7 protein-coding genes are annotated in these 13,178 nt (G+C 54.4%); all 7 read left to right on the top strand.

The features are described from left to right. The first annotated feature begins 37 nt into the window (after window positions 1–37). The 7 genes from ON072_RS01805 (at window position 38) to ON072_RS01835 (ending at window position 13,169) form a co-directional block, all read left to right on the top strand. Complete coding sequence (locus ON072_RS01805; protein WP_101059135.1) at window positions 38–1,021, top strand: DmsE family decaheme c-type cytochrome; 984 nt, start codon at window positions 38–40, stop codon at window positions 1,019–1,021. Window positions 1,022–1,031: 10 nt separating this feature from the next. Then, window positions 1,032–3,143 (top strand): MtrB/PioB family decaheme-associated outer membrane protein, encoded by a 2,112-nt coding sequence (locus tag ON072_RS01810; RefSeq protein WP_144224593.1) that lies wholly within the window; start codon window positions 1,032–1,034, stop codon window positions 3,141–3,143. Between the two features lie 19 nt (window positions 3,144–3,162). Further along, complete coding sequence (locus tag ON072_RS01815; RefSeq protein ID WP_144224595.1) at window positions 3,163–5,094, top strand: OmcA/MtrC family decaheme c-type cytochrome; 1,932 nt, start codon at window positions 3,163–3,165, stop codon at window positions 5,092–5,094. A gap of 95 nt (window positions 5,095–5,189) precedes the next feature. Continuing rightward, a complete protein-coding gene (locus ON072_RS01820) occupies window positions 5,190–7,376 on the top strand; it encodes an OmcA/MtrC family decaheme c-type cytochrome (RefSeq protein ID WP_186298886.1) in 2,187 nt (728 codons plus the stop codon). A 302-nt stretch (window positions 7,377–7,678) separates the two neighbouring features. Beyond that, window positions 7,679–9,820 (top strand): OmcA/MtrC family decaheme c-type cytochrome, encoded by a 2,142-nt coding sequence (locus ON072_RS01825; RefSeq protein WP_044734226.1) that lies wholly within the window; start codon window positions 7,679–7,681, stop codon window positions 9,818–9,820. 309 nt (window positions 9,821–10,129) lie between these two features. Continuing rightward, window positions 10,130–12,112, top strand: coding sequence for a multiheme c-type cytochrome (locus ON072_RS01830; protein ID WP_062793546.1), 1,983 nt, complete (start codon window positions 10,130–10,132; stop codon window positions 12,110–12,112). Window positions 12,113–12,179: 67 nt separating this feature from the next. After that, a complete protein-coding gene (locus ON072_RS01835; protein ID WP_093983290.1) occupies window positions 12,180–13,169 on the top strand; it encodes a DmsE family decaheme c-type cytochrome in 990 nt (329 codons plus the stop codon). Window positions 13,170–13,178: the final 9 nt, after the last annotated feature.

The raw sequence follows: 13,178 nt of genomic DNA on the forward strand, positions 1-13,178 counted from the left end.
ACTATAAATCGGCAATGAACGCGCTCAGGATGGAATGATGAAAATGGATAACTCGAGTAAACCAAGCCTTTGGGGGTTGGGTTGCGCTCTCCCCTTATTGTTATTGTTGGCCTTCCCGGCCAAAGCTACCCCGTGGGACAACCAGGACCCGGCCGAAGTTGAAGCCACACTGGACAAGAAATTTGCCGAAGGCAAATACTCCCCCAAGGGTGCTGACAGCTGCCTGATGTGTCACAAGAAGAACCAGAAGGTAATGGCGCTTTTTGATGGTGTCCACGGCAATCCCAACCTCTCTCAATCTCCGATGGCCGATCTGCAATGCGAAGCCTGCCACGGCCCGATGGGGAAACACAACCGCGGCGGCAAGGAGCCGATGATCACCTTTGGTGCCGACTCGCCGGTACCAGCTGACAAGCAAAACAGCGTCTGCCTCAGTTGCCACCAGGATGAACAGCGTCTGGGCTGGAGTGCCAGCCACCACGACACGGCTGGAGTCTCCTGTGCCAGTTGTCACCAGGTGCATACAGGCCAGGATCCCATCCAGAGCCGTGAAACCGAAGTCGCCGTTTGCAGCAGCTGTCACTCAGAGCAACGTGCCGACATTCACAAACGTTCCGCGCACCCGATACGCACAGAGCAGATGGTCTGCAGCGACTGCCACAATCCTCACGGCAGTTTGGGGGACGCCAGCCTGAAGCAGATGACGGTCAACGAAAACTGTTACAGCTGCCACGCCGAAAAGCGCGGGCCCAAGCTGTGGGAACACGCCCCGGTTACAGACAACTGCGCCAGCTGTCACAACCCTCATGGTAGCGTCAACGAAGCTATGCTGTTGGCCAAACCGCCTCAATTGTGTCAGCAATGCCATGCTTCCGACGGCCATGCAGCCAGAGCCTACTTCCCGGCCAATGAGCAAACCGGCTTGATGCCCAACGCCTATAACGCCGGCAACTCCTGTCTGAACTGCCACACCCAGGTGCATGGTTCCAACCATCCATCCGGCAAACTCTTGCAGCGATAAGGAGCTGAGTATGGTTATCGAGAAACAGACACAGATGAAACTATCACTGCTGGCGCTCACCATAGCCTGTGCACTGCCACCGGCCTGGGCCGGTGGCTATTCGCTGCAACAGGCCAATCGCGCCGAGCTCAAGCAAGACAAGTGGAGTTGCGGCCAGTGCAAGTTGCCACAGGAAAGCCGCGGCACGCTCGAAGCCGGTGTGGCCTACAATGATGGCGACAATGCGGTGTTTGCCAACAGTAGTGGCACAGATGCCGATGGCGCCACGGGGCACATTGGCGGCGATGTCGTCTTTTATGGTGAACAGGATTACCGTACTCACATTGAAGCCGACAAACTGGGCTATGACACCGGCAGCGCCAGCCTGAGTACCGGAAGACCCGGCCAATTTGATATCCGTCTGGGTTATCGCGCCTTGGCCAACTTCGGCCCGGACAATGGCATGAGCCCCTATATCAATCAAGACAACAGACTGATGTTGCCGGACAACTGGCAAGCGGCTGCCCTCACCTCGCAAATGCCGGGGCTTTATGACAGCCTGACAAGCCAGCGACTGGAAATGAAGCGGGATCGCTTCACCCTGGATGCCCATTACCTGGGAAGCTTTTATAAGGCGGGGCTCAATTACCGTCACGAGCAACGCGATGGCACCCGCCAAACCAACGGCAACTTTCTTACCAACTCCATGGCATTGGCCACCCGGGTGGATGACAGTACTGACGAGCTGGAAGCCAAACTCTATTTCAAAGGAAAGGGCTGGCTGGCCGGCTTCAATTCGACCCTGAGCCAATACAGCAACGACTATCAGGCACTCTATTGGGAAAACGCCTTCTTTCCCACATTCGGCGCCGCCTATAATGGCCAACTCGCCGACAATCCGGACAACAAGGCGCTGAGGGTCGGTGCCGATCTGCAGTTATCCGAGGCCGGACATCAAATATTGATGCACACGGCATTCACCCGCATGTCTCAGGATCAGGCGCTGTTACCGGCCACCATCAATGGTCCTTCACCCCAGTTGCCCGCAATCGATGGCGACATGCAGGTTGACGTGCTGGAACTCAAACTCAAGTATGCCACCCGCCTCAGCAGAGGCTTGTCGGTTCGCGCCGGCTATGACTATCGCGACCGGGAAAACAAGACACAATTTAAAGAATGGCCACAGGTGAGCAGTGACAGCTGGCACCAGGGCAGCGCCACGCCCGCGGCCTATGACCACACCCGCCAAAGAGCCGATATCGCCTTCAACTACCGTTTTACCCGCGCCCTGTCTCTTGACGCAGGTTACGAGTATGAACACCACAGCTATAGCGATCTGGCGCGCGAATCCCTGTTCCAATCCAGCGTGTTTGCCAAGCTGAACCTGCGTGCCAGCCGCGACTGGCAGTTGTGGTTCAAAGGTGAACTCAGTGAGCGCAGTGGCGGCAGTTATCAGGCATCCGAGCTGAGCCAAAGCCCCAATAATCCCTGGATGCGTCAGTATTGGTTGGCAGATCGCAAGCAAACCCTGTTGCGACTGCAAAACGATTACCGCTTCAGCGATGCCCTGTCGTTCAGCCTGGCGCTGAATCACAAGCAGCAAGACTATGATGAGACGCTTATCGGCCTGGATGAAGTCAGCAGTTGGGGCTATGGCCTCAGTGGCAACTATCAATTCTCAGCCCAGTTTGGCCTCAATGCCTGGCTCAATCAGGACTGGCAGGATACAGATCAAACCGGCTCAGCTTCTTTCGGCCCCAGCGGTTGGTACAGCCGTGCCAGCGACAGCAGCACTGTCGCTGGCTTCGGCATCTACTATAACGAGTTGCTGGATAAACAACTGGATCTGGGCTTCGACTGGCAATACTCAAAAGGCGAAAGCGACACAGATGTCAGCCAGGGGCTCACTCTGGATTACGGCGACTATTATTCACGCCGTCATACCTTCAACGCCTTTGCCAAGTATCACTTCAGCGACAAGATGGCATTGAGGCTGGATTGGTTGTTTGAACACTATCAGGACAGTGACTGGCTCAATCAGGGATTAACCCCGGATAGCATCCCCAACGTACTCAGCTTTGGAGATCTTGGCCAGGACTATAACGCCCACTATCTGGGGCTGACACTGAGTTACTCCCTATAAGAGCAAGAGGCGAAGAGCGATGTCAAAGGAATACACCCCAAAAACTCACCTGTTTTACCTAGGCGCGCCCCTGCTGACCGCCATGTTGGCTCTCTCAGGTTGCGGTGGTGATGATGGCAACCCGGGAACCCCAGGCGAACCGGGCGGCGAGCCGGCGATGAATATCAGTAAGCTCAATATTGAGGTCAAGGAAACGGCTCTCGAAGAGGGCATTACCCGGGTAGATTACCGGGTCACCAATCAGGATGACGAGCCGGTAGTCGGTATCTCCTCAGGACGCTTCATTGCCGCGCAGTTGTTGCCGGAAGGCAGCAGTGGGGCCGGGAACAGCAGTGAATGGCAGTATTTCACCGCCGAGACCTGCTCCAGCAGCTGCCCTGGCACCTATGTTGACCATAAAAATGGCAACTACTCCTACAGTTTCAGTGCCCCTTTCGACGGGATGAATGAAATAGCTGAAATCGCCGGTGCCACTCACAGAGTAGTGATCAAACTCGGTGGTGATACCTTGGCCGATGGCACCGCATTGCCGGTAACCAATGACCATTACGACTGGCAGCCCCCAGGTGGTGCTCCGGCCTACAGCCGCAACATTGTCTCCATCGACACCTGTAACAGCTGTCACAATGACCTGGCGTTTCACGGCGGTAACTATAACCAGGTGGAAACCTGTGTTACCTGCCACAATGCCACTCGGGTCAGCAATCCGGAAAACATCTTCCCGCAAATGATCCATGCCAAACATCTGGCCGGATTCCCCAAACCCTTGTCCGACTGTCAGACCTGTCATAAAGAGGATGAAACCCTCAGTGAACAGCACAACTGGTTCCGGGTGCCAACCATGGAGTCCTGTGGCAGTTGTCATAACAATATCGACTTCGTCAAAGGCGAAGGTCATCCGGCGCAAGCGGATAACAGCAATTGTGTCGCTTGCCACAATCCAGATTGGACCCGCGAAGTACATGCCAATCAGGAGAACATGGCGGCCCTAGAGCAATTCAAGGCCGAGGTCACCAACGCCAGTGTCAGCGGCACCAGTTTGAGCTTCTCGCTCAAGCTGAGTAACCCGCAGACAGGTGCAGCCTACAACGACAGCGCCGACAAGCAGGTGTTTGTCAACGATCTCAGGGTCTACGCCAACTGGGGCACCAGCTTTGATTACGCCACCCGCTCTGCCCGCTCAATTAGGGTGCATGAAGTGGTACCGCTGTCCGGCAGTGATGGTATCTATCAGTATCAGTTGGATGGACTGACTATTCCCGCCGGCAGTGAAGCCGATGCCGGTACCCTGGCGATTCAGGGCCGAGTCTGTGCCAGCCAAGGCATGCTGGTCGACTGCAGTGACAGCGCCGCCAGTGTGCTGGTCATCAAGTCGAGCCATCAGTCATTCAACATGGCCGGCCTCACCACGGTCGGACGGCGCCAGGTGGTCAGCAACGAAACCTGCGGCAGCTGCCATGGCGATCAACAGTTGAACTTCCACGGCTCTCGCAACGATTTGGCCGGCCAGTGTCAACTGTGCCACAACCCCAATATGCAGGCCGATGCCACTGCTGCCAATCCATCAGCGAGCAGCGCCGACTTCAAGCAGTTGATCCATGCGCTGCACTCGGCCAATTTTGAAGGGTTCGAGACGCTGCAATTCCCGGGGAACATAGGCAACTGTGCTCACTGCCACAGCAAAGATGAAAATGGCGTGCTGAGTATGGCACTGCCACTCAGCCCGGCAGTGCAACCCTTGAGTCTGGATGATGGCAGCTTCACCAGCCCCACGGCGGCAGTCTGCAGTAACTGCCACCAGAGCGATAGTGCCCGCAACCATATGACGCAACAGGGAGCCGTGTTCCAAGGCACTGAAGCCGATGCCAAGGCAGGAACGGAAAGCTGCGCCACCTGTCATGGTCAGGGCGGCATGGCCGATGTCACCAAGGTGCATCCTATCGCCCAGTAACAACAATAAGCCGCCCTTTAAGGGCGGCAATTACAGGAACGGGCCGGTCTTCAAAAGCTGGCTCAGTCGTGCAATCAAAGCAATGCAGGGAAATAATGATGAAAAGCTCAAGACTGGTTACAGGGCATACCCGCCTGGCATTGGCCACTCTGATGTCGCTGACGCTCATGGCATGTGGCAGTGACGGCAAGGATGGCGAAGACGGTAAGGACGGCGTGATCGGAGTGAATATCGATGCCACTCCCACACTCAAGGTCAAGTTTACCGACGCCAAAGTAGAAGCAGGCAAGGTCACGGTCGACTTTATGTTGACCAATGCCAATGGTGTGGCTGTGCTGGGTCTGAACAAAGATTATGACCTCAGATTTGGTATCGCTCAGCTGACCCATGTGACCGAAACCATAGGTGAAGGAGAGGAAGCCAGAGAAGCCGATTGGGGATTCCAATGGCAAGCCTATATCAATAGCCTCAAACAACCGACAACGGTTCCCGACGGGGTGGATAACCTCAGTCCATCACCTCAGTATCAGGCCGGAGTCGAAGCCGCCAGCGCCTGCGAAACCTGTCTGGTTGACAATGGTGACGGCAGCTATAGCTATAGTTATCAGGTCAATATTGCCGAAGTCACAGAGCCGCTGGCCATAGCTTATGATGCCGATGCCACTCAAAGGGCCACACTGGAGCTGAAACTCCCTCAGGTTACCGCCAATGCCCATTATGATTGGCAACCCTCCAGCGGCAATACAGAAGGTATCCAGACCCGCAATGTGGTCACCATTGATGCCTGTTACACTTGTCACCAACCTGACAGCCTGGAGCTGCACGGCGGACGTCGAATAGCGCTGGAAAACTGCGCTTCCTGCCATACTGCGACTTCTGGAGATCCTGAGTCCGGTAACAGTGTGGAGTTCACCTATCTGATCCACGCCATTCACCGCGGCGCCGAACGGCATACCTATGATGCCGACGGCAATGAAGTGCCGGCGCCGTACAAGATTGTCGGTTATGGCGGCAGCGTCCACGACTATGGTGTGGTCGGCTTCCCTCGTAAGCCAGCTTCAGACTGTAGCGTCTGTCACCAGGAAGGCAGTGGTGCTCCCGCTAATGCCGATCTGTTCAAGGCAGAGAAGAGCAATACCGCCTGTGTCGCCTGTCACACGGAAAAGCCTTCATCCCACCACTCCAGCACCGACTGTATGGCTTGCCACAACACGGACAATACCTATCACGGTACCGGCAGCGCAGCCAAGCGCCACGGTGATGTAATGCAAGCCTACACTCTGGCAGCCGAACTGAGCGTCAAGGTGTTGGAGGTCAGCAGCAACGCCGGCAAGATGACCTTTAAAGTGCAGGTGCTGGATAAAGACGGTAACGCCATGGATCAAAGCTTTATCGATCAGGGCAGCCGTATGATAGTGGGCTGGGATGTAGACAAGGACTACCCTGCCTATAACGAAGCCTCCTACAGCCAGCGCCGTATTCGTCTCAGTGAAGGCAGTTTTGACACCACCAGCAAGAGCTATACTCTGACTCCGGCGTTTGATATGCCGGCAAGTCCGGATGGCAAGAGCTTTGAAATCTGGTCGGCACTGGAAGCCTGCTTCAATAACGGCGGTTATGGTGTTGCCGATATTCAATTGACAGACTGCGCAACCGATGGTGTTCGCTCTGTGGCTATCCAGCAGGAGCCCTACCGCTTTGTCTGGGGTAACAATGGTGTCGACAGCGGTATGGATGCCGTGGCCCGCAGAGCCATCATAGATCCGACCAAGTGCCAAAGTTGTCATGGCAAGGAGATCCATCACTATGACAATGGCGTCAACTGCCAGACCTGCCATACACCGGATAAGACACTGCGAAATGACGCCGATTATCCCGGTGGCAAGATCCCCTCAAGCTTTGCCTGGAAGGCACACGAGCGTGAGGGCCACTTCCTCAAGTATGCAGGGCTTAAGTCCGGCACTGTGCTGAAAACCGATTGTGCCACCTGTCATGCCGAGTCTTCCGGCAGCGTCACAGGTATCACTCTGGGTCGTTCACCGGATCGTGTCTGGCGCTATGGTGACATCAGCAATAGCGGCGCGGATATCTGGGTATCCTCAGATGCAGGCTCCTGCTTGAGCTGCCACCAACAGTACCTCAGCGATGCGGCCAAATCGCATATTCAAGCCAACGGCGGTATTCTGGATGGCATGGATGAGACCGATGTCCGTAATCGTGCCAAAGAGGCCTGTGCCACCTGTCATACCCCGGCTCAGCTGATGACTGCACACGGCAATTAACTTGCGTTTTGCTACCAAAGGGAGGCACGTGCCTCCCTTTTTTATGCAGCAAAATTCGTTAAAAACTCTTTCAAAAAACACGTTTTTTTGATCAGGATTAACGTTTTTTGATCTAGCCGTATACCCCTAAAGAAATAGTCGGATCTTAATCACATAACCCATCTAAAGTGACTGCTTAATCCCCACCACTTGGGTAGCCTTAGCCTTGGAAAAATAATTCCACACACTTTCCATGGTTAATGAGATTTATTCTTATTTAACCTTTGGTTAGTGATGATTAAAATCACTTGCAGGGAAATATCATGATGAAACGGTTTAATTTCAATGCCGCGACTAAAGCGATGTTGGGTGCCGGTTTGCTGTCTCTGATGCTGGCCGGTTGTGGCAGCGACGGTAAGGATGGTGAGACTGGTAAGCCAGGTCCTGTCGGCACACCCATAAGCAAAGTCAACACGCTGAAATCCAAGATTAATTCAGCATCTGTAGACACCAATGGCTTCCTGACAATCAACTTCAGTTTGTCCGATGCCAACGGCGCCGCCGTCTTTGGTTTGAAAAACACTGACATAGGTGCAGTCTCCTTCGGCCGTGTCGGCAGCGAAGATGAGATTGAAGGCCTGACCAATGTAGAAGGCCAAGCGAGAGAGATCTGGCTGAGCTACTTCAACAAAGACAAAGGTGACGGCTTCTACACGGGTTCTTCCTACTTCCAGGGTAAAAACTGCGAAGACTGTCTGACCGACAATCAGGACGGCACCTATACACTGAAACTGAACAAAGCCATAGATACCCTGGGTAAATACGACTACAAGGCCGATATGGTCAATGGTATTTACCTGGGCATCAAAACAGCCAATGCGGCCAACGTTAACCTGGTTAACAACAGCTTCTTCTACTGGCAGCCCTCTTCCGATACCACTCAGGCCAAACCCAAGCCGGTTATCGCCGATGAAACCTGCCAAAGCTGTCACAGACCCGGTCATGCCGGTGAACTGGCCATGCACGGCGGCAAACACGTCACTCTGGAAAGCTGTACTTTCTGTCACACTGACTACAACAGCTACATGAAGGATGACAAGGACGAAAATGGCCAAGTGATCGGTAGCCATAAATTTGATGGTTCCATCAAGGCCATGGCGCACGAAGTGCACAGCCATGCCTTCTACAACGGCATTTTCCCGCAATCAGCCAGCAACTGTCAGACCTGTCACCAACCAGATGAAAACCTGGCGATGGCCGATGCCTGGAAAGCCGATCTGGATGCTGCAACCTGTCTGAGCTGCCACAACAGCCAGTATGCCGTACCTTCCTGGCACTGGGATGCAGAAAACAACCAGATTAAAGAAGACAAACTGAACTGTGTCTCCTGTCACAGCGATCCTGATGGCCATGGCCGAGGTGCCGAACGCGCCCACTACAGCAACAACGACAGTGCCCAGTCTGCCAAGACCAGCGTTACTTTCAACAGCATGACTTATGATGAGGCCAGCAAGACCATTAAGGCCAACATGACTGTCAAGCACGGCGACACCAATGTGACACTGGCGCAAATTGACTCCAGCCCGTACTCACACGGCGGTTTCACCAGCGCCATCGTCTTCAACGGTGTGGTCAAAGACGACTTCCTGGTTAACTACCAGAAAGTCGGTTACGACCACTTCAGTGAGGGCGCCGACGGCAGCATAGATGTCACCTTCAGCGACGGCGACTTCAAAGTAGCCGAAGTCATGGGTACGCCAGAGGTTAAAGTGGCCTTGAGCAGCCAGCTGCATGTCTGCTTCGATGGCAAAGGCGCTGTAGCCGACTGTAAGCCAGTCGAAGACGGTGTTATCCCTAACTCCGGCCCTTACGTGCCATCTGACACAGCCTACTTCAATGTGGATGGCAGCAAAGTCGACAAGACGCCAAGGGTTCAACATGCCGAAATGACAGCTTGTCAGCAGTGTCACACCACTGCCATCAAGCACCGTTTCTCCAACGACATCGACGGTTGTGCCTCCTGCCACAACGGTACCCGCGACAAGAAGGGTGACGGCTCATCCAACCTGGCGTACATAGTGCACTCCAAGCACTACCTGTATGACAGCTCAGGCAACGGCTTCTTCAAGAAGACAGACTGTCAGACCTGTCACGGTAAAGACGGCTTCTCACTGAAGAAAATTGCCGCCGATGCCGCTCCGGTTGCCTTCGGCAAGACTGAAGATGGCACAGAACAGACTCTGGTATCACCACAGACTGCCGCCTGCGCCAGCTGTCACCAGCCGCCATACGGCCTGAGTGAAACCACTATCAACCACATAGTGACCAATGGTGGTGTGATAGGTACAGGCCACGGTGTAGCTGCAAGTGATTATGACGCCCAGAAAGGCCAAGAAGCCTGTTCTACCTGTCATACTGATTCCCAGCTGTTGGAAGCTCACTCCAACTGGGGCTTCAGCCACTAAAATTTAACCCTAAAGAGAGGCTTCGGCCTCTCTTTTTTTATCTGCCAAATTGCCAAAATCGAATTAAAAAACAGCGTTTTTTTGATCGAGATTAAGTTTTCCCTACCAGCTCAAATACCTCTTTATAAATAGAAAGATCCAAGTCACACATTAACACCAGTCATGCAGCTTTTCGGCCCTGCTTGAGTTAGCCTTTTCGAGGGAAATCCTATTTCCGGTATCGGGTTAAGGGCCAATTACATAATCAATTTGGTTGAGATGACTCAGCCACTCCCTAAACCAGATACTTCCACTATTGCAGGGAACAAGATGATGAACGCACAAAAAACCAGAATCGCACTGCTGCTGGCAGCCAGTGCAGCTACTCTGGCCTTAGGTGGCTGTGGTGGCGATGATGGCAACGATGGTAATCCAGGTAACCCAGGCGGCGAGCCTGCAGGTGAAATCAAAGAGCTGCATTTCAGCTTTGAGCAAGCTGTTGTCAAAGGCGGTATCCCAACGGTTGAATTTACCGTGACCAACGAAGACGATATGCCGGTAGTTGGCCTGCAGAAGTTCCGCTTTGCCGCCGCTCAGTTGCTGCCGGAAGGCGCAACCGGTGCAGGTAATGCCTCTCAGTGGCAGTATTTCGGCAACGAAGACTGCACTGTAAGCAGCAGCTGCGCAGGTACTTTCGTTGACCACAAAAACGGTAGCTACAGCTACACCTTCAGCAAGACCTTGAATGAGCTGAGTAAAGACACTATCAGCTTCAACCCTGAGTTGGCCCAGCGGGTACTGCTGCGCGCTTACAATACGCCGCTGCCTGACGGCACTCTGATCCCCAACAGCAACGCTTTCGTCGACTTCAGTGCCGACTCAGGTGCCTCCGCGGCTTACAGCCGTAAGCTGGTGAGTACAGATAGCTGTAATACCTGTCACGGTGATTTGGCCAACGTCAAACACGGCGGCGCCTACTCAGATGTTAACTATTGCGCCACTTGCCACACCTCAGGCAAGGTAAAACCAGGCAATGAATTCAACGCCATGATCCATACCAAGCACAAGGATCTGGGTCTGGATGCGCTTAACAGCTGCCAATCCTGTCACAACGACACCAATGTCGAGTTGACGCCCGATTGGGGCAACTGGTCCAAAGTACCTACAGCTGCAAGTTGCGGTAGCTGCCACAGCAACATAGATTTTGCTGCCGGTCAGGGCCACAGCCAACAAACCGACAACTCCAACTGTATCGCCTGTCACAACAGCAAGTGGACAGAAGAGCTGCACACAGGTGTAACCGGTGACAAACGTGCCGTTATCGCTCAGCGCGGTCTGGCAGCAGAACTGACCGGCAGCGCCGACAACAGTGCGACTCTGACTGTGACCCTGTTGGACAAGGCCGGCAATGCGCTGGATGCCAACAACGAACTGGCCAAGATCAAGCGTCTGGAAACCATCACCAACGTAGGCCCTAACTTCCCTGTCATGGGCTACAACGTCAGCCCAGGAAGCGGTAAAGCCAAGGTCGCCAAAGATCTGGTTAAAGACGGCCAGCTGCAGGACGCCGTGACTCTGGTTGACGGCAAGCTGCAATTCACCGTTCAGGACCTGCCTTTCGGTGCCGGTGATGCCGATACCGCCTTCAGCTTTATCGGTCTGGAAATGTGCAACCAAGGCAGCGAGCTCATCGCCTGTGCCGATGGCGTTGCCACTACCAGCATGAAAGCTCAACTGGCCTTCGGTACCAAGTCAGGTGATGCACCTAGTCACCGTCATATCGACTCAGTGAACTTCGCTACCTGTCAGGGCTGTCACAGCGACACCTTCGAACTGCACAAAGGCCACCATGCCGGCTTTGTGATGACAGAGCAGCTGGGCCGCGAAGTAAACGGCAAGCTCACCGTCGGTGTTGATGGCTGTGTGGCCTGTCATACCCCAGATGGTACTTACGCCAGCGGTGCCAACAAAGGCGCATTGGAGATGAAACTGCACAAGACCCACATTGAAAAGGCTCACGGCCTGATCGGTGGCAACTGTTCAGCCTGTCACAACGACCTGAATCTTGATGCCTTCAAGAACAAGGGGGCTCTGGCAACCTCAGCAGGCATGTACACCACGCCTGTCACTGCTACCTGTACTTCTTGTCACACTGTCGGTGGCGACTACATGGTACACACCAAGGAGCAACTGGAAGCCTACGGCGCTGTGGTAGATGGTGATTACACCGCTGCCAACCAGGCTGCGCAGCTGGAAACCTGTTTCTACTGCCACAAGCCAACCGCCGCAGATCACACTCAGGTGAAGATGTAATTTGCCCAGGCCGGGGGAGACCCCTCCCCCGTCTTTCAAGGGTTTGGACAAATTAAGGATGCCTAATATGAGAATCAGCAAAAATATACCAACACTGCTAAGCGCCCTTTTGGCGACGGCAGTGTTATCTTTTGGTGTCACCCATGCGGCGCACGCCGCCAAGTGGGACGCCAAAATGAGCCCGGAAGAAGTGGAAGCTACCTTGGATCAGAAGTTTGCCGAAGGCAGCTACTCTCCCAAGGGTGCCGACTCCTGTCTGATGTGCCACAAGAAGTCAGAAAAAGTCATGGACCTGTTCAAAGGGGTTCACGGCGCCATCGACTCCAGCAAGAGTCCTATGGCCGGACTTCAGTGCGAAGCCTGTCACGGCCCCATGGGCAAACACAACCGTGGCGGTAACGAACCCATGATTACCTTCGGTAAGGGTTCTACCCTGGCGGCCGACAAGCAGAACAGCGTCTGTCTCTCCTGTCACAAGGATGACAAGCGTATGTCCTGGAACGGCGGTCACCACGACAACGCCGATGTTGCCTGTGCTTCTTGCCACAGCGTGCATACCGCCAAGGACCCTGTGCTCTCCAAGAACACTGAGATGGAAGTATGTACCAGCTGCCACACCAAGCAAAAGGCTGACATGAACAAGCGTTCCAGCCACCCGCTGAAGTGGGCACAGATGGTGTGCAGCGACTGTCACAACCCTCACGGCAGCACGACCGATGCCGATCTGAACAAGGCGTCAGTCAATGACACTTGTTACAGCTGCCATGCGGAGAAGCGCGGCCCAAAACTCTGGGAGCATGCACCCGTCACTGAGAATTGTGTCACTTGCCACAATCCACACGGCAGTGTCAACGATGGCATGCTTAAGACCCGCGCTCCGCAACTGTGCCAACAGTGTCACGCCAGCGACGGCCACGCCAGCCGTGCTTATCTGGGTAACACAGGCATGGGTTCTCAGGTCAACGACAACGCCTTTACCGGTGGTCGCAGCTGTCTGAACTGTCACAGCCAGATCCATGGTTCAAACCATCCATCCGGCAAGTTGTTCCAACGCTAAGGAGGCGGG

The organism is Shewanella sp. K8 (genome assembly GCF_028823715.1).
GTDB classification, from domain to species: Bacteria; Pseudomonadota; Gammaproteobacteria; order Enterobacterales; family Shewanellaceae; genus Shewanella; species Shewanella algae.

Bases quoted from the DNA above. Each gene is read 5' to 3' on its own strand.
- ON072_RS01815 (WP_144224595.1), top strand. From the start codon at position 3,163: ATGTCAAAGGAATACACCCCAAAAACTCACCTGTTTTACCTAGGCGCG.
- ON072_RS01830 (WP_062793546.1), top strand. From the start codon at position 10,130: ATGATGAACGCACAAAAAACCAGAATCGCACTGCTGCTGGCAGCCAGT.
- ON072_RS01835 (WP_093983290.1), top strand. From the start codon at position 12,180: ATGAGAATCAGCAAAAATATACCAACACTGCTAAGCGCCCTTTTGGCG.
- ON072_RS01810 (WP_144224593.1), top strand. From the start codon at position 1,032: ATGGTTATCGAGAAACAGACACAGATGAAACTATCACTGCTGGCGCTC.
- ON072_RS01805 (WP_101059135.1), top strand. From the start codon at position 38: ATGAAAATGGATAACTCGAGTAAACCAAGCCTTTGGGGGTTGGGTTGC.
- ON072_RS01825 (WP_044734226.1), top strand. From the start codon at position 7,679: ATGATGAAACGGTTTAATTTCAATGCCGCGACTAAAGCGATGTTGGGT.
- ON072_RS01820 (WP_186298886.1), top strand. From the start codon at position 5,190: ATGATGAAAAGCTCAAGACTGGTTACAGGGCATACCCGCCTGGCATTG.